At 52.5% G+C, this 15,593-nt stretch carries 16 protein-coding genes; 13 read left to right on the top strand and 3 right to left on the bottom strand.

From position 1 onward, the window contains the following. The first annotated feature begins 14 nt into the window (after nt 1-14). Genes DK507_RS16735 through DK507_RS16720 form a run of 4 tightly spaced genes read left to right on the top strand, consistent with a single transcriptional unit; the run spans nt 15 to nt 5,678 of the window. A complete protein-coding gene (locus tag DK507_RS16735; RefSeq protein WP_109357421.1) occupies nt 15-1,331 on the top strand; it encodes a hypothetical protein in 1,317 nt (438 codons plus the stop codon). Then, on the top strand, nt 1,328-1,978 hold the full coding sequence (locus tag DK507_RS16730; RefSeq protein ID WP_109357420.1) for a DnaA/Hda family protein: 651 nt from the start codon (nt 1,328-1,330) through the stop codon (nt 1,976-1,978). The genes DK507_RS16735 and DK507_RS16730 overlap by 4 nt, the downstream gene beginning before the upstream one ends. Continuing rightward, the gene (locus DK507_RS16725) at nt 1,979-4,159 is read left to right on the top strand and encodes an RNA degradosome polyphosphate kinase (RefSeq protein ID WP_109357419.1); all 2,181 of its coding nucleotides are present in this window, start codon (nt 1,979-1,981) and stop codon (nt 4,157-4,159) included. Nucleotides 4,160-4,187: 28 nt separating this feature from the next. Then, nucleotides 4,188-5,678 (top strand): Ppx/GppA family phosphatase, encoded by a 1,491-nt coding sequence (locus DK507_RS16720; RefSeq protein ID WP_254054428.1) that lies wholly within the window; start codon nt 4,188-4,190, stop codon nt 5,676-5,678. Between the two features lie 7 nt (nt 5,679-5,685). Here the strand turns inward: DK507_RS16720 and DK507_RS16715 are convergent, their stop codons facing one another. Together DK507_RS16715 and rnd are read right to left on the bottom strand one after the other, a co-directional pair. Continuing rightward, nucleotides 5,686-5,991 carry an I78 family peptidase inhibitor gene (locus DK507_RS16715; RefSeq protein ID WP_109357417.1) on the bottom strand — a complete coding sequence of 102 codons (306 nt, stop codon included), beginning with the start codon at nt 5,989-5,991 and terminating at the stop codon, nt 5,686-5,688. Then, complete coding sequence (gene rnd, locus DK507_RS16710; protein WP_109357416.1) at nt 5,988-7,178, bottom strand: ribonuclease D; 1,191 nt, start codon at nt 7,176-7,178, stop codon at nt 5,988-5,990. The genes DK507_RS16715 and rnd overlap by 4 nt, the downstream gene beginning before the upstream one ends. Before the next feature lie 200 nt (nt 7,179-7,378). Here rnd and aspS point away from each other — a divergent pair, with 200 nt between their 5' ends. From aspS to DK507_RS16690, 4 genes are all read left to right on the top strand, one after another. Next, the gene (gene aspS, locus DK507_RS16705) at nt 7,379-9,163 is read left to right on the top strand and encodes an aspartate--tRNA ligase (RefSeq protein ID WP_109357415.1); all 1,785 of its coding nucleotides are present in this window, start codon (nt 7,379-7,381) and stop codon (nt 9,161-9,163) included. Further along, a complete protein-coding gene (locus DK507_RS16700; protein ID WP_109357414.1) occupies nt 9,160-10,050 on the top strand; it encodes an alpha/beta fold hydrolase in 891 nt (296 codons plus the stop codon). Before aspS ends, DK507_RS16700 begins: the two co-directional genes overlap by 4 nt. Nucleotides 10,051-10,151: 101 nt before the next feature. After that, on the top strand, nt 10,152-11,129 hold the full coding sequence (locus DK507_RS16695; RefSeq protein WP_162559102.1) for a hypothetical protein: 978 nt from the start codon (nt 10,152-10,154) through the stop codon (nt 11,127-11,129). 115 nt (nt 11,130-11,244) lie between these two features. Then, complete coding sequence (locus DK507_RS16690; RefSeq protein WP_109357412.1) at nt 11,245-12,033, top strand: polyphosphate kinase 2 family protein; 789 nt, start codon at nt 11,245-11,247, stop codon at nt 12,031-12,033. 26 nt (nt 12,034-12,059) lie between these two features. On the opposite strand, the gene DK507_RS16685 is transcribed toward DK507_RS16690, so the two are convergent. Continuing rightward, nucleotides 12,060-12,842 carry a DUF2189 domain-containing protein gene (locus tag DK507_RS16685; RefSeq protein ID WP_109357411.1) on the bottom strand — a complete coding sequence of 261 codons (783 nt, stop codon included), beginning with the start codon at nt 12,840-12,842 and terminating at the stop codon, nt 12,060-12,062. Nucleotides 12,843-13,079: 237 nt separating this feature from the next. Here DK507_RS16685 and DK507_RS16680 point away from each other — a divergent pair, with 237 nt between their 5' ends. The 5 genes from DK507_RS16680 to DK507_RS16660 all read left to right on the top strand — a co-directional run bounded on the left by DK507_RS16680 (nt 13,080) and on the right by DK507_RS16660 (nt 15,589). After that, on the top strand, nt 13,080-13,532 hold the full coding sequence (locus DK507_RS16680) for a MarR family winged helix-turn-helix transcriptional regulator (protein ID WP_109357410.1): 453 nt from the start codon (nt 13,080-13,082) through the stop codon (nt 13,530-13,532). Nucleotides 13,533-13,544: 12 nt separating this feature from the next. Further along, a complete protein-coding gene (locus DK507_RS16675; RefSeq protein ID WP_109357409.1) occupies nt 13,545-13,916 on the top strand; it encodes an antibiotic biosynthesis monooxygenase in 372 nt (123 codons plus the stop codon). A 14-nt stretch (nt 13,917-13,930) separates the two neighbouring features. After that, the gene (locus DK507_RS16670) at nt 13,931-14,386 is read left to right on the top strand and encodes a hypothetical protein (protein WP_109357408.1); all 456 of its coding nucleotides are present in this window, start codon (nt 13,931-13,933) and stop codon (nt 14,384-14,386) included. A gap of 202 nt (nt 14,387-14,588) precedes the next feature. Then, the gene (locus DK507_RS16665) at nt 14,589-15,047 is read left to right on the top strand and encodes a hypothetical protein (RefSeq protein ID WP_109357407.1); all 459 of its coding nucleotides are present in this window, start codon (nt 14,589-14,591) and stop codon (nt 15,045-15,047) included. 89 nt (nt 15,048-15,136) lie between these two features. Then, entirely contained in the window at nt 15,137-15,589 is a 453-nt protein-coding gene (locus DK507_RS16660; RefSeq protein ID WP_109357406.1) for a PaaI family thioesterase, read from the top strand. The last annotated feature ends 4 nt before the right edge of the window (nt 15,590-15,593 follow it).

Genomic DNA, 15,593 nt, shown 5'->3' with positions numbered 1-15,593 from the left:
TCAAAAGAGCGGAAATGAAATTTTTGACCAGTTTTAAAACCCCTATTGTTGCGATTTTTATGGTTCTCGGCTTGGCTGCAGCCGGTATTGTTTATGCGCAGTTGGAAGGAGCTGACCGTGGAGTTGCACCGCTTGCGAGCAGTGGTGACTTTGAAGTTTTCGGGGTGGAGGTCGACACACGAGGCGATAATTCTTTTGAGGCGCGCCAAAAAGGCTGGGAAGAGGCGCAGCGCAAGGCGTGGAAGACTCTTTATGCCCGGACTCAGGGTGGGAAAACTGCCGGGCTGTCTGATGGCGCTCTCAATAATATTGTGTCGGCAATCATTGTCGAACAGGAGCAAATTGGTCCGAAACGCTACATTGCTACGTTGGGCGTGATGTTCGACCGTGCTCGTGCTGGCCAAATTCTTGGCGTTAGTGGACGGCGGTTGCGGTCGCCGCCTTTGCTGGTTCTACCGATTATGTGGAGTGGCGGATCACCGCAGGTGTTTGAAAGCAAAACAGAGTGGCAAAAGGCATGGGCCAGATTCCGCTCTGGTGACAGCGCGATTGACTATGTCCGTGCTTATGGCTCGGATAGCGAATCACTGGTATTGACCGCCGGGCAGGCTGATCGTCGCAACCGAAGATGGTGGCGGATGATATTGGATCAGTTCAGCGCCGCCGATGTCATTATTCCGATTGTCAGAATGGAAAGAGAATATCCCGGTGGTCCGGTTACGGCCCATTTTACGGCCCGCTACGGTCCGGATAGCAAATTTATCGACAGTTTCTCTTTGAAGACCAAATCCACTGACGGGATTCCGGCTATGATGGACCAGGCGATTGTGCGGATGGATGGCCTTTACACAAACGCCCTTTCCAGCGGTCTTTTGAAAACGGACAAGTCGTTGATTATTGAAGATTCGATCGATCTGGAAGCGCTCGAACGGGAGATTGAGGCAGAATTGGCGGCTGAAGGTGGCTTGTCTGGCATTGAATCATCTGGCAGCGGTGCGTCCGAAGCGTCTGGCGAAGCAAATACTGTTACAGGGCCAACCGTCGCAGCAACGACTTATACGGTTCAGTTTAACACGCCTGATGTCGGTGCGGTCAGTCGTGGTGAGGCATCGGTCCGGTCCGTTCCGGGAGTGTCCTCGGCTTCTACCTCAAGTTTGGCCTTGGGCGGTGTGTCGGTGATGCAGGTATCGTACGCTGGTGACCTTGCGACTTTGGCTTCAGCGCTACGTGCGCAAGGGTGGCAGGTCCAGCAAGGGGGCGGGGCGCTCAGGATCACTCGAGGCGGTCCATCAAATGGATCGAATTCCGGGAGTGACGGGCAGGACCAGTGAACCAAATTGCCCTTCCTTTGGATTCAGCCTTAGCAGCGCAGGATGATGGTTATATCGTTACCGATGCCAATGCTCAGGCGCATGATCATCTCTGTAATTGGCAAAGTTGGCCGCATCTCACTGCGATATTGATTGGCGGCAAAGCAGCAGGCAAATCTGCCATGGCGCAACAATTTGGGCGTGATAGCGGCGGTCATGTTGTCGATGATGCAAGGGATATGACCGACAATGACCTTTTCCATCTCTGGAATCGCGCCAGACAAGAGGAAAAACCGTTGCTTCTCGTCTCATCCGAACCGGTCTCCAATTGGGGCGTCGAGCTTCCTGATCTTAAATCCCGTTTGGCAGCTTCTCTGCTTATCGAGGTAGGCCAGCCAGACGAGGCAATGATTACAGGGTTGTTCCAGAAATATTTTGCGCTGCGCGGTCTTTCCATCTCTGAAGATGCGCTGTCTTATCTCGGAAAACGGATGGAACGAAGTTATCAAGATGTTCAGCTTTTGGCGCAAAATATGAATATTCTTGCTATAGAAAGAAAAAAGCCGATCACGCGCTCTATTGCCATTGATGCATTGGCGCAGCGGCAGGCGGATGAACATGAAACCGGCGCTGAACCAAAAACAGCCCAAGATGGTAAGGAAGGTTGAATGGATAGTCTTGTCCCCCAGGCACCAGATACCGAAGAAGAACACAGCTCATTTTCTGTCGATGATGGGGGCTCCGAACGCTATTTCAATCGCGAGTTAAGTTGGCTTGGATTCAACGATAGAGTCATTGAAGAGGCGCAGAATAGCTCGCATCCATTGCTGGAGCGTCTGCGCTTCCTGTCAATTTCCGGGAGTAATCTGGACGAGTTTTTCATGGTCCGCTTTGCTGGGCTAGTCGGCCAGTTTCGTCAGCATATTGAGGAACGTTCTGCTGATGGATTGACGGCCAAGCAGCAATTGCAGGCAATCGCTTCTCATAGCGACAAGCTGATGGGCAATCAGCAGCAAGTCTGGGATCAGCTGTCCGCTGCGCTGGCGGAAGAGGACATACATGTCCTTGATGCCGAACAGTTGGGGAATTCCAGTGATGCCTGGTTGAAGCAGCATTTTCTGGATCAGATTTTTCCGGTTCTGACACCTCAGGCCCTTGACCCCGCTCACCCCTTTCCGTTCATTCCGAACAAGGGGCTCAGCTTGGTATTTGATCTGATAAGGCAATCCGATAACCAAAGGATACGGGAACTGGTGATGATCCCGTCAGGCTTGCCGCGTTTCATTCGGATGCCCGATGAAACACCGACATATGTTTCGGTGGAATCGGTCATTCAATGTTATTCAGACCAGTTATTTCCAGGCTATAATGTAGCCAATAGCGGCCTTTTCAGGATCATTCGCGACAGCGATATAGAGGTGGAAGAAGAAGCCGAAGACTTGGTTCGCTATTTCCGCAGCGCCATCAAACGCCGGCGTCGGGGTGATGTCATCCGGCTTGAGATGGGGCCGGGCCTGTCAGATGCGGTTGTTGCGTTGTTACGCGAGAATCTTTTGACAGAAGGTGCAACGGAAAGCCGGGTGAAAGGCCTGGTTGGTATCGGTGATCTTGACTTGCTAGTGGACGAAGATCGTCCGGATTTGAAATTCACGCCGTATAGCCCGCGCTTTCCCGAACGGATTCGTGAACATGGCGGGGATTGTTTTGCCGCGATCCGTGACAAAGACATTCTTGTTCACCATCCTTATGAATCGTTTGAGGTGGTGATTGAGTTTCTGCGCCAGGCCGCGGCTGACCCGGATGTGGTTGCGATCAAACAGACGCTTTACCGCGCGGGCAAACAGTCTGCCGTTATTCGAGCCCTGATTGATGCGGCAGAAGCCGGTAAATCGGTAACAGCCATTGTCGAGTTGAAAGCGCGCTTTGATGAGGAACAGAATTTGCTTTGGGCCAGCGCGCTGGAGCGGGCGGGTGTGCAGGTTGTTTATGGTTTTATCGAGTGGAAAACCCACGCCAAGATATCAATGGTTATCCGCAAGGAACAAGAGGGTTATCGGACTTACTGCCACTTTGGCACCGGTAACTACCATCCGGTAACCGCCAAGATTTATACCGATCTCAGCTTCTTTACGGCGGATCCCAAAGCTGCACGAGATGCAGCGCAGCTGTTCAACTATATCACCGGTTATGTAGAGCCGGAAAAACTGGAAATGATTTCGATGTCTCCGCGTTATATGCGGCGTGACCTGATGGATTTGATTGATCGTGAAATTGATAACGTGCGATCCGGGAAACCAGGTATAGTTTGGGCAAAGATGAATTCGCTCGTTGACCCGGCGTTGATCGAAAAACTTTACGCGGCCAGCAATGCGGGGGTCGAGATTGATCTGGTGATTCGGGGAATTTGCTGTCTGCGACCGGGCGTGCCGGGCATGTCTGATCATATTCGGGTCAAGTCGGTTATCGGACGCTTTCTGGAACACAGCCGGATTTGGGCTTTCGGCAATGGCGGGGATTTACCAAATGATGATGCGGCGCTTTACATAAGCTCTGCCGACTGGATGCCGCGCAACCTTGACCGGCGTGTGGAATATATGATTCCGATAACCAATCCGACGGTACATGATCAGATACTGGATCAGGTGATGGTCGCTAATCTGATTGACGATGAACAGAGCTGGGAACTGAATAGCGACGGCAGTTACACAAGAGTTGAACCATCGGAAAAATCTTTCAACCTGCACCGCTATTTCATGACCAATCCGTCGCTGTCCGGCCGCGGTAAGGCTTTGAACAAAAGCAACGCCGTACCGCGATTGTCTCTTCGCCGACGCAAGAAAAAAGCCTGAGCGCGATTACCAGATGCAGGTCGGGGGATTGCAAATAACCAGAAAGAGAAAGGCGCAGCGGACCAACAAACGGACTGCGATTGTCGATATCGGTTCCAACTCGATCCGCCTGGTTGTCTATCAGGGTGCGGCAAGGGTTCCGGCGATATTATTCAACGAAAAAGTGATGGCTGGATTGGGTAAAGAGCTTGCGACGACAGGCGCCATTGCTGAAAACTCCATGGCGCTTGCGGTTCAGGCACTCGAGCGGTTTTACCGACTGTGTACCCAGATGGATGTGGACTCGATCAAATGTTTCGCAACCGCTGCGGTACGCGATGCAAGCAATGGCAAGGACTTGCTTCAAGCTGCCGGGGAGATCGGTTTTGAGACACAGGTTCTTCAGGGTGAAGAAGAAGCGGAACTGGCGGCACTGGGAGTCCTTTCTGCCATTCCTGGTGCCAAAGGAATAGTCGGTGATCTTGGCGGCGGCAGCCTTGAATTGGCGATGATCGACAAGGGCAAAGTTGTAGAGCGATACAGTTTTCCGCTCGGTGTGCTCCGCGTTGCCAATTTGAGGGCCAAGGGTAAGGACAAGCTCAAACGTCAAGTGCGCAAGATGCTGAAAAAAACAGGCTGGGACCAGAATGCGCAGGGCCTGCCATTTTATCTTGTTGGTGGTTCCTGGCGGTCGCTGGCACGGCTCGACATGTTTGACAGTGGTTATCCGCTGCCGGTCATTCATCACTATGAAATGCAACCTCAGCGCGCGCGGCGATTGGTCAGGCAACTCGCCCGGATGAACAAGGCAAAGTTAAAGGCGGTTCCCGGCCTGTCTACTTCCCGAATTCCCACGCTGGATGATGCGGCATGGCTTTTGTCGTTCATCGTCCGCTATCTGGGTAGCAGCACCATGATCGTCTCCGCATATGGTGTTCGGGAAGGTTTATTGTTCAAAAATGTCAGCAAACCGGAGAGCAAACGTGATCCGTTATTGCTTGCAACCGAGGAATCCGGGGCAGCGCAGGCCCGGTTTCCCGCAAACAGCAAATTACTGGGGAAATGGATTGCACCGATTTTCTCTGAAGACCCTCCTGACTGGCAGCGCATAAGGCAGGCGGCTTGCAATCTGGGTGATGTAGCATGGCGAGCCAATCCGAATTTTCGCGCTGAACGGGGATTGGTCATGGGTTTGCACGGTAACTGGGTCGGAATAACCGGCGCTGAACGGGAGTTGTTGGGCCAAACATTGTTCACCAGTTTTGGCGGTGGGGCCAATATCTTTTCCGGAGGCGGTAAACTGGCCAGCGAAAAGGCAACGGAGCGTGCGATTTGTTGGGGTTTGGCGATGCGGCTGGGTCAAAGGCTGAGCGGCGGTACGCGTAACCCATTGGAACAGACGCAGCTTCGCAAAATTGACGGCCGACTGGAGATCGTTATGGCTACGGATCTGAGTGACCTTTATGGCGATGCTGTAGCAAAACGACATATTCAACTCGCGAACATGCTCGAGCTGGAGCCTGTTTTGGTAACCGAATAAGTTCCGGTCAACCGCAGTAGATGCGCGTGATTATCATAGCATCATCATATTCAATATTCAGGCGGTCTTGACGAAAATCCATCGTTATGGCGCTACGCGGGGCTATCCAGCGTAGAGTTTTTGCACCAGATTGTTTGAGCGCATCGGCTCCATTCTCTTGATTTACCGATTGTCCAACAAATGACTGAAGGTTTTCTACTGCGCAGGCATATCCAGGAGTAGTTCCGCGTTCCGGCACTTCCGGCTCTCCAACAGTCGTGGAGCAGGCCAATAGTGCGGGACAGATTACCAAGGCGAACAAGACTTTCTTCATTGTGCTTCTTCGCTTGTGGTTTCGGGTTGATGGGTCATTTTCAGTTTACCATCCTGGACCGTAAAACTCATCCGACCTTCGATCAAATCGATCGCGTCACGTCCAAATTCTTCATATCTCCAGCCCTCCAGGAGAGCAACACCATCCCGTTCACCGCCAACAATACGCTCAAGGTCATCAGCGCGGGCCAGTAGTTTCGAAGCAACACTCATTTCCGCAGACCGGATTTTCAGAAGTAATTTCAGCAAATCGGCGACTAACGCATTTTCTTTGCTAAATTTGGGGCGGCGACCATTGCGGTCAGGCAACTCGTCTTTCGTCAAGGGCTGTGCATTGGCCAGCGCTTCCATCAACCGTTCGCCAATATCATTATTTTTCCAGCCAGACGACAATCCGCGTACTTGTGCCAGCTTGGCTTGGTCTTTTGGTGGATGGGCGGCGATATCGGCCAGCGTTTCATCGCGCATGATCCTGCCGCGCGGCATATCTTTGGATTGTGCTTCCTTTTCCCGCCAGGCAGCCAGCGCTTTCAGCCGGCCTAAAGATTCCAGATTGCGGCCCTGGAATTTGACGCGCCGCCATGAATTTTGAGGGTCATTTACATAGTTTGCGGGATCGGCCAGTTTTTCCATTTCAGCATTGATCCAGATACCGCGCCCCGTTTCGATCAGCTTTTCCAGCATCATCGGAAAAATGGCCGACAAATGGGTAACGTCACCAATGGCATATTTAATCTGCCGGTCGTTGAGAGGACGCCGCGACCAGTCTGTGAAACGCGCACCCTTGTCCAGTGTGATGCCCAACCAGCTATCAACCAAATTGGCATAACCGATCTGTTCGCTTGGTCCTAAAGCCATGGCTGCGACCTGCGTGTCGAAAATCGGGTGAGGGGTTTTGCCGGTCATATTGTGGATAATCTCCACATCCTGGCCCCCAGCGTGAAAGATTTTCAGCACATCTTCATTATTGACCAGCAAGTCGAGCAAAGGTCTGAGATCAACGTCCTTGGCCAGCGGGTCAATTGCAGCTGCTTCCTTGCCATCCGAAATCTGGATGAGGCAGAGGATCGGCCAATAGGTGTTTTCTCGCATGAACTCTGTATCGACCGCAACAAACTCAGCGGTCGAAAAGCGTTCGCAAATATCGGCAATATCCTGACTGTCAGTCAGTAAAGGATGAATTTTCATGCCGCATCTATACAAGCTGAGCCGAGTGTCGCAAACATTTCCGATAGAGATTGTCTATTATCAATAACTGTGTTCTGCCTTTTGCTACGGGCGGTTTATGGCCCTGCTTTATACCTTCTGCCTTGACAAAAGTGGCTTTGGCCTGTGTTACGCCCCATAAGTTTCCAAAGAGGAAACATTCCAATTATCAAAGGTTCATCATGCACGCATACCGCTCCCATAACTGTTCACAGCTTCGCGCTGCCAATGTTGGTGAAGAAGTCCGCCTGTCCGGCTGGGTTCACAACGTTCGCGATCATGGCAATTTACTCTTTGTCGACTTGCGTGATCATTTCGGTCTGACGCAGATTGTCAGCGAAGAAGGCAGCGATGCGTTCAAGCTGCTGGATTCGGCGCGCAAAGAATCAGTTATTACTGTCACCGGTAAGGTCGCAGCACGCTCGGCGGAGACAGTTAACTCCAACCTCCCAACAGGGGAAGTTGAACTGGTGGCCGAAGCAGTCGAAATGCAGGGTCCTGCAGATGAATTGCCGATGCCGGTCTTTGGCGAACAGGAATATCCGGAAGATATCCGCTTGCGTTACCGTTTTCTCGACCTGCGGCGGGAAAAAGTCCACGCCAATATGATGCTGCGCTCCAAGGTGATCGCTTCGCTGCGCAACCGTATGGTGGAAAAGGGCTTTACAGAGTTTCAGACCCCGATCCTGACCGCTTCATCTCCGGAAGGCGCGCGCGATTATCTGGTGCCAAGCCGCGTGCATCCCGGCAAATTCTATGCGCTTCCACAGGCACCGCAGATGTTTAAACAGATGCTGATGGTTGCGGGCTTTGACCGCTATTTCCAGATTGCGCCCTGCTTCCGCGATGAAGACGCCCGCGCAGATCGCTCTCCCGGTGAATTTTACCAGCTCGACCTCGAGATGAGTTTTGTGACGCAGGAAGACGTATTCCAGGCGCTGGAACCGGTGCTGGCTGGTGTTTTTGAAGAATTTGCGAATGGCAAGTCGGTAACGCCTGCCGGTGAGTTTCCACGTATCCCTTACAAAGATTCGATGCTGAAATATGGCTCGGACAAGCCCGATCTTCGTAACCCGATCATCATTCAGGACGTATCGGATCATTTCAAAGGTTCCGGCTTTGGCCTGTTTGACAAGATAACCGCATCCGGCGGCACTGTGCGCGCTTTTGTCGCACCCGAAGCCGGCAAGAACAGCCGCAAATTCTTTGATGACATGAATAACTGGGCACGCGGCGAAGGTTTTGCGGGTCTGGGTTACATCAACATGAAAGAGGGTGCTGCTGGCGGACCGATTGCCAAAAACCATGGTGAAGAAGGCACGGCGAAATTGCTGGCTGATCTCGGTTGCGGCCCTGACGACGGTGTATTCTTTGCTGCTGGCAAGGAAGCGGAAGCTGCAAAACTGGCTGGTGTCGCGCGTACCCGTGCGGCCGAACAGCTAGGCTTGATCAACGAGAATGAATTTAAATTCTGCTGGGTCGTTGATTATCCGATGTATGAATATGACGAGGAACTGAAGAAGCTCGACTTCTCGCATAACCCTTTCTCGATGCCGCAAGGCGAAATGGAGGCTTTAGAGAATAAAGACCCGCTCGACATATTGGCGTGGCAATATGACATTGTCTGTAACGGTATCGAGCTGTCCTCCGGCGCTATCCGGAACCACCGTCCCGACATCATGTACAAGGCATTTGAAATTGCCGGTTATGACAAAGCTGCGGTCGACAGTGAGTTTTCCGGCATGATCAACGCGCTGAAATATGGCGCACCACCGCATGGCGGTTCTGCGCCAGGTGTTGACAGGATCGTGATGCTGCTGGCGGATGAGCCCAATATCCGTGAAGTTGTACTCTTTCCGATGAATCAAAAGGCAGAAGACCTGATGATGAGTGCGCCAAGCGGTGTTTCGCCCAAGCAGTTGCGCGAACTTCATATCCGTGTCGTGGAGCCACCGAAAGAAGGATGAACGAAGCGGGGCAGCCAGCAGAAAAGCGATTTCAACAAGGCGAAACGGATCTCTGCTATTTCGAGTGGGGCAATCCGGACGATCAGACGATCCTGATGGTCCACGCCACGGGCTTCCATGCGCGCTGTTGGGACAAGACGATCGCTGCCTTGCCATCTGGCTATCATGTCATCGCCGTCGATCAACGTGGCCATGGTCGGAGCGGCAAGCCTGACAGTCTGAGTGACTGGAGCCTGATGGGCCGGGATGTCGGTGCGCTTGTTGCGGGGCTTGGCCTGGAAAATATCGTCGGTGTGGGGCACAGCATGGGTGCTCATGTGATCGTCCAGATCGCCGATGTCATGCCAGAGCGGTTCGAACGACTGGTGCTGGTTGATCCAACGATCACGGCGCCAGATGCCTATGAAGACCCTCCGGCCTTGGCAGATATTGACCCCAATCAGAACCCGGTATCGCGGCGACGCAACAGCTGGGAGTCTTCTGAGGCCATGTTCTCCGCCTTCAAGGATCGTCACCCGTTCAGTCTTTGGCAGCCGGATGTGCTGATGGACTATTGCCAATATGGTTTGCTCGCTGAAGATGACGGGGCCGGATATGTTCTGGCCTGTCCGCCCTATCTTGAAGCGTCGGTCTACGAAGGCTTTCGGTCTGTTGATCCTTATCCCCTGGTAAAGCGGAACACATTGCCAGTCACCATCTTACGCGCGCAGTCGGCGGATGATGACGTCACGGCGGCGCGGGATTTCGCCAACAGTCCGACTTGGCCGAGCTTGGTGGATATATATCCCAATGCAGAGGAAGTTCATATACCAGAGCTTACACATTTCATGCCGATGCAGGATCCAAAGCGGATTGCCAGCCATATCGCTGCGGGCGCTGACACCTGATTTTTTGCGTTCATCTAACGCAGTATTTATATGAACGATCGCGTAATTGCCTGTTCACCTATACTGGGATAAATCCCCAGGATGAACGACTTAGGGGCAATATGATGCGAATTCTGTCTATCGGTAAAATGGCTTCGATCGGTGTAGCTGGGCTATGTCTGGCCGCTACAGCACAGGCCGAAACTTTGCGTGTTGAAGGCCTTTATCCAGCTCGTGCGCCCAATATTGCCGCAATCAAAACCATCGCGATTGACCGTTTTGGTGGCGGTGACGGTACCGCACTGGCTTTTGCCATTGAGGATAAGCTCAGCGGCATCGAAATTGATGACGCACCTTATTTCAAAATCATGGCGGGGCGTTCCGCCATTGATCCCGAAGCAACATTATCGGGCACGGCAACAGCCGGAATCGAAGAATATGAGACACGCGAATATCGGGAACGCTGTATCGAGAGGGACGACAAGGGCAAATGCGAAAAGCGTAAAAGTATAAAGGTACCCTGCCTTAAACGCGTTATCGATTTTCAGGCAGAAATCCGCATGTCCCGGTTCAGCGATGGCCAAACCATTTACGCCGATCGTAAATCTGATGGCCATGAACAGATCGTTTGCGGACGTAAAGAGAGCTTCTCCAGCAGTGAAAACATCATAAGAGGGATGATCAATAGCGCTGCCCATGCAGTGCGCCGTGATCTGGCTCCGATAGAAAAACGCCAGAACATTCGTGTGTTTGAGAGCCGCAAGGGCATGGACAAGGCCACCGCCAAATTTTTTAAGGCGGCGGTGAAGATGACCAAAACCGATGAACAGGAAGCCTGTCGCATGTGGGATCAAGCCGCAGCAAACAGCACATCGCATCGATCAATCGCCTTTAATCGCGGCCTGTGTGCTGAAAAAGAGGGTGCGTTGGAAAAAGCTTTGAACCTTTATGCGGAGGCCGGTCAATTGCCTGGTGGCAAAATCGAGATTGATCTAGCCATTCGCCGCGTTGAAGATCGTCAACAAGCTCTGGATGACTGGGATGTCCGCTATGCCAGCGCTGACCCCAATGCAGTCGAGGCGCCTGTAAAGGTTGATTAATCCAAACAGGGTTAACAGGTTGGTTCTTTTTCCGGGTCTATAGTATGTCGCCATTCTGACCTGTGCGGCTATCCGCTGCACATATCGGGCAGTGGCGAGATTATCGAGGCGATCCATGAGCAAACATATCAAACTGTCAGATTATGAAGATGGCAAGGATTTTGAGGGTGATTATTCCGATACACTGAAAGAATTGCAGGAGCGTCTGGCTCATGTTCATTTTGAGCATATCATTCACGGCAACCGGACGATTCTGGTATTCGAAGGATGGGATGCGGCCGGGAAGGGCGGTTGCATAAGACGGATGACCGCCGAATGGGATCCGCGCTATTTTGAAGTCTATCCCATTGGTGCGCCAACGAGGGAAGAGCAGGACCGCCATTTCCTCTGGCGCTTTTGGAAACGTCTGCCGGGCAGCAGAGAGATCGCAGTGTTTGACCGCAGCTGGTATGGCCGTGTTCTGGTAGAGCGGGTTGAAGGCTTTTGTAGCAAGGCCGACTGGAAGCGCGGCTATGACGAAATCAACGAATTTGAAGCGCAGCAAATTGATGGCGGCACCAACCTGATTAAACTGTTTTTTCACGTCACCCAGAAACAGCAGGACCGCCGCTTTGCCGATCGTCTGAACACGCCGGACAAGCGTTGGAAGATCACCAGAGATGATTTTCGTAACCGGTCCAAACGGGCGGATTATCTGGATGCGATGGAGGACATGTTCAAACAAACCGACACGCGCTGGGCACCGTGGAAAGTGATTGATGGCAATGACAAGAAAGCCGCGCGGATTGCAGCGATGACCTATGTCGCCGAAACACTGGAGGCAGCCTTGCCGAATGATTTGCCGGAAGCAGACCCGGAACTGGTGAAGCTCGCGGAAGAAGCGTTCGGGTATAAACCGGAATAACGTCCGCTATTGTGGGTTTCGGTAGCTCATGAACCTGGCTGGCTCACAGAACGGCGATATAGGTGCCAGGTGGCATGTCCCAGAACAGGGAGTACCACAAACAGTCCCAGAAAAAGCGGGAGCATGGCCACAAACAGGGCAACTGCGATCAGGGTAGCCCAGATCAGCATAACCAGCTTGTTTGATCTTACCGTTGCCAGACTCACTATGATTGCGGTGATAAAGTCAACTTCACGATCGACCAACATCGGCAGGCTGACGACCGTAATCGCGTAAAAGGCCAGCGCCATCAGCGCGCCAATGATACTTCCGACCACCAGCATCGCAATACCTGCCGTTGTCCGAAACAGCTCAAGCGACTCTGATCCGATACCGGATTCTGCCAAGAAAATGGCAAAAATACCGTGTGCGACCATTAACCAGAAAGCGAACGCCACAAACAGGATAACGCCCATGCTCAATATTTGCTCATCGCCGCGCCCTCTGAGCGCTCCAAGGACAGCGCGCCAGCTCATCGGTGTACCAGCTTCACGGCGGCGGCTTACTTCATAAAGCCCGACAGCCACGAAAGGTGCAAGCAGCGGGAACCCCGCCGCAAGCGGAACCAGCCAGGCAATTTCGCCTCGTTCAAAGAGGGCGAAATATAGAAACAATCCCGCGGCTACATAGATTGCCGCAAAAAAAAGTCCGAATACAGGATAAGCTCTGAAATCACCCCAACCCGCGACAAGTGCAGCGCGCAGGTCTCTTACCGTAAGGTTGCTTGCGACTGTTGCCGGGGCGATTTGAGCTTGATTGGCGGTGCTCATGACATTCCCTCCTCATGGAAACGTCAGACAATATTGCAACAAATCACCAGCTACATCAAGTTTCGCCAATATGCCCAAATGGTGACGTTCCATCCAGCATCTGTTTTTGGGCGTGAAAGCGGACGTTGGAAACAGCTCAGGTTCATTCGGAAAAATACCGAGCTCCAGTGATCATTGCTGACGATAACGATATCACATTTGACAATATATTGTCATTATGGTTATAGGTTAGCCATAATGATTCGAACCAAGAATGGACAGGCGCTCACCCAACTGATTCTGGAGATATTCCGGATCAACGGAGAATTGCTGAGTGCTGGTAACCGGATGACCAAGCCCTTTGGGCTCACCAGCGCGCGTTGGCAGGTCCTGGGTGCTATTGATGAGGAAGGGAAAGCGCTGACTGTTTCTCAGATTTCCCGACGCATGGGCCTCGCCAGACAGGGTGTGCAACGGATCATCAACGAACTGAATAAAATAGGTCTGGTTAAGAGCATGCCTAATATTGATCACAAGCGTGCTCCGCTGTTTTCGCTGAGCGATAAAGGTGAAAAGACGATGGCCAAAATCAATGAGGCGCAAGCCGCATGGGTCAACAACTTGTCGGATAGCTTGTCTGCCAAACAGCTGGATCAGTCCCTGGACCTCTTGCAATCCATCCGCGAATTATCAGAAAATCTTGGCCACTAAAGGATAATAGAGATGCCACAGCTTAGAGAACTTAACGATCATGTCAGTCTGATGGACCAGATGCAGGTTAATGAGGATGGTTCCATCGTTCTCATTAACCTGTTCACCATCGATCCCTCCGATGAAGACGCGCTGATCACGGCATGGTCGCACGATGCAGAGTTTATGAAAGCGCAGCCGGGATATATTTCCACCCAATTGCACAAGGGCATTGCTGGCAGTTCGACCTTCCTCAACTATGCGATTTGGGAAAGCGTCGAGAGTTTCCGCAATGCCTTTACCAACCCGGAATTTCAAGCACGCATTGGCCGCTATCCGGACAGCGCCACAGTATCGCCGCATCTTTTCAAAAAGCTGGCCGTGCGCGGCCATTGCGTCGCCTGAGCCGGAGCAGCACCATGAAAAGGCGCATTCACGCCATCGCCGGGATGATAGGCTTCTTCACGATTTTAACTTTCTGGACGACGACGGTGATCTCCGAATTGTTCGGCAGCTATGTGACTATCGCCGGGGTCAAACAAATGATCCTTTATGGGATGATGCTGCTGGTCCCCGCCCTGATGGTAACCGGTGGATCGGGCATGTCACTTGGCGCCAAACGCAAAGATCCAAAGACTTTGGCCAAGAAGAAAAGGATGCCCTTTATTGCCGCCAACGGCCTGTTGATACTGGTACCATCGGCTGTTTTCCTAGCTACCAAGTCAGCTGCCGGGTCGTTTGATGGTTGGTTTTATAGTGTTCAGGCGCTGGAACTCGTTGCAGGTGCCACAAACCTCACCCTCATAGGCCTGAATATTCGTGATGGTCTAACCATGACGGGGCGGATTGGTCGCAAAAAGAAAGTGGCTAGATAACATCCTGAGAGGCAAAATGGAGGGATATGACGACTCCCACAAAGATGCCGACTTGAAGGATTGCCCAGACCATCTGCCATCAGCTTGCAGTTGACCGTCCAATCCCACAATCCAACCGGCTCGCCGCAACGGGACGGCGGTAATTTTCATGGCACGGCACGATAGTTTCAGGGGCAGTTGACCATCGGTGGAGGGTTTTTTGATGCCCGATTTTCAATCTGTTCGTGCGTTTTCCATATTGGCGGCTACTGTTCTATTCCTGTCGGCTTGTGCGCGGGGCGATGACCGCCCCTATGTGGGAGGCGGGCTTGACCGTGATCCGCTTGAAGCCCTGTGGCATTTGCGCGCCGGACTGAATGTTGCGGCGCTGAGCTGCCGGGGCAAGGGACGCAAATCGGTCAGAGACGCTTATCATCGCCTGTTATCAAAGCACCGGAGCGCGCTTGATCAAGCATATAAGGCCGAGGAGCAGAGGCACGGTAAGGTTGGCCTGGATCGGCATCAGACCAGTCTCTATAATCGTTTTTCCAACCAGCGCAGGCCAGAGCGCTTTTGTAAGGCGGCAGCCTCAATAGCCGGGCGCGCCAATGATATGGACAGTACTCGACTAGCCAGCAATTCCCGAAAACTGCTCGGTGAATTGCAATCCCATCTGCGATAGTGGCATTGCGTCGACAAGTACCTATCACAAACTTGTATTTCCCTCCGTCGTACGCCGTGGCACTTTGACAGTCAAAGGAGTTCGCACCCATGCAAACCGATGCCGATACCGTCCAGACTGAGAAATATAGTGTTCCTTTTATCGAGCGCACCGGCATGCGGCCGCTGGAGAAGCGTAAAGGCTATGTGAATATGCTGATGCCGCTTGTCGGGAATGAAAACCATGTCGGGGTGATGTATATGGGCGCCTTTACCGTTCTGGCCGAGGCAGCGGCAGCAACGCCGGCCATTGATTTTCTGGACAAGAAACGCTTTTTTCCGATCATCAAGGATATGTTCGTCGATTTCCGCAAGCCAGCGGCAAGCGATATCACCGCAGAATATAGCCTGAGTGCGGCGGATATCACGGCGTTGCAAGCCGATCTGGAGCGCAAGGGTTCAGCCGGCTATCTGGCGGAATTGGAGATTAAGGACGCTGACGATGTAACAGTCGCCCATGCGAAGGTAACGGTGAAGTTGCTTAGCCACGGATACAAGAAATAGGGAG

This window comes from Sphingorhabdus sp. EL138 (assembly GCF_900258045.1).
Lineage (GTDB): Bacteria > Pseudomonadota > Alphaproteobacteria > Sphingomonadales > Sphingomonadaceae > Parasphingorhabdus.
Note: the sequence above shows the minus strand (reverse complement) of the source record. Positions and strands in the feature narration are given on the sequence as shown.

Bases quoted from the DNA above. Each gene is read 5' to 3' on its own strand.
- DK507_RS16695 (WP_162559102.1), top strand. From the start codon at position 10,152: ATGATGCGAATTCTGTCTATCGGTAAAATGGCTTCGATCGGTGTAGCT.
- DK507_RS16725 (WP_109357419.1), top strand. From the start codon at position 1,979: ATGGATAGTCTTGTCCCCCAGGCACCAGATACCGAAGAAGAACACAGC.
- DK507_RS16715 (WP_109357417.1), bottom strand. From the start codon at position 5,991: ATGAAGAAAGTCTTGTTCGCCTTGGTAATCTGTCCCGCACTATTGGCC.
- DK507_RS16735 (WP_109357421.1), top strand. From the start codon at position 15: ATGAAATTTTTGACCAGTTTTAAAACCCCTATTGTTGCGATTTTTATG.
- DK507_RS16670 (WP_109357408.1), top strand. From the start codon at position 13,931: ATGAAAAGGCGCATTCACGCCATCGCCGGGATGATAGGCTTCTTCACG.
- DK507_RS16700 (WP_109357414.1), top strand. From the start codon at position 9,160: ATGAACGAAGCGGGGCAGCCAGCAGAAAAGCGATTTCAACAAGGCGAA.
- DK507_RS16690 (WP_109357412.1), top strand. From the start codon at position 11,245: ATGAGCAAACATATCAAACTGTCAGATTATGAAGATGGCAAGGATTTT.
- DK507_RS16680 (WP_109357410.1), top strand. From the start codon at position 13,080: ATGATTCGAACCAAGAATGGACAGGCGCTCACCCAACTGATTCTGGAG.
- DK507_RS16665 (WP_109357407.1), top strand. From the start codon at position 14,589: ATGCCCGATTTTCAATCTGTTCGTGCGTTTTCCATATTGGCGGCTACT.
- DK507_RS16675 (WP_109357409.1), top strand. From the start codon at position 13,545: ATGCCACAGCTTAGAGAACTTAACGATCATGTCAGTCTGATGGACCAG.
- DK507_RS16685 (WP_109357411.1), bottom strand. From the start codon at position 12,842: ATGAGCACCGCCAATCAAGCTCAAATCGCCCCGGCAACAGTCGCAAGC.
- DK507_RS16660 (WP_109357406.1), top strand. From the start codon at position 15,137: ATGCAAACCGATGCCGATACCGTCCAGACTGAGAAATATAGTGTTCCT.
- rnd (WP_109357416.1), bottom strand. From the start codon at position 7,178: ATGAAAATTCATCCTTTACTGACTGACAGTCAGGATATTGCCGATATT.
- aspS (WP_109357415.1), top strand. From the start codon at position 7,379: ATGCACGCATACCGCTCCCATAACTGTTCACAGCTTCGCGCTGCCAAT.